Origin of the sequence: Pseudomonas sp. BCRC 81390, assembly GCF_030341915.1 — a bacterium.
Lineage (GTDB): Bacteria > Pseudomonadota > Gammaproteobacteria > Pseudomonadales > Pseudomonadaceae > Aquipseudomonas.
The window spans coordinates 1-229 of the sequence record NZ_JATAAG010000012.1 but is presented as its reverse complement, the minus strand read 5'-3'; the positions used below and the strand labels follow the sequence as shown (position 1 = coordinate 229).

At 55.9% G+C, this 229-nt stretch carries 1 rRNA gene; it reads right to left on the bottom strand.

Going from position 1 to position 229, the window contains the following annotated elements:
- Positions 1 to 28 precede the first annotated feature (28 nt).
- Positions 29 to 229 (bottom strand): 16S ribosomal RNA (locus tag QSV36_RS06580); the annotation flags it as partial.

Below are 229 nucleotides of genomic sequence, written 5' to 3'. Positions count from 1 at the left end.
AGCTCATCAGCAGGCTGATGTCGTCGATTAAGGAGGTGATCCAGCCGCAGGTTCCCCTACGGCTACCTTGTTACGACTTCACCCCAGTCATGAATCACACCGTGGTAACCGTCCCCCCGAAGGTTAGACTAGCTACTTCTGGTGCAACCCACTCCCATGGTGTGACGGGCGGTGTGTACAAGGCCCGGGAACGTATTCACCGCGACATTCTGATTCGCGATTACTAGCG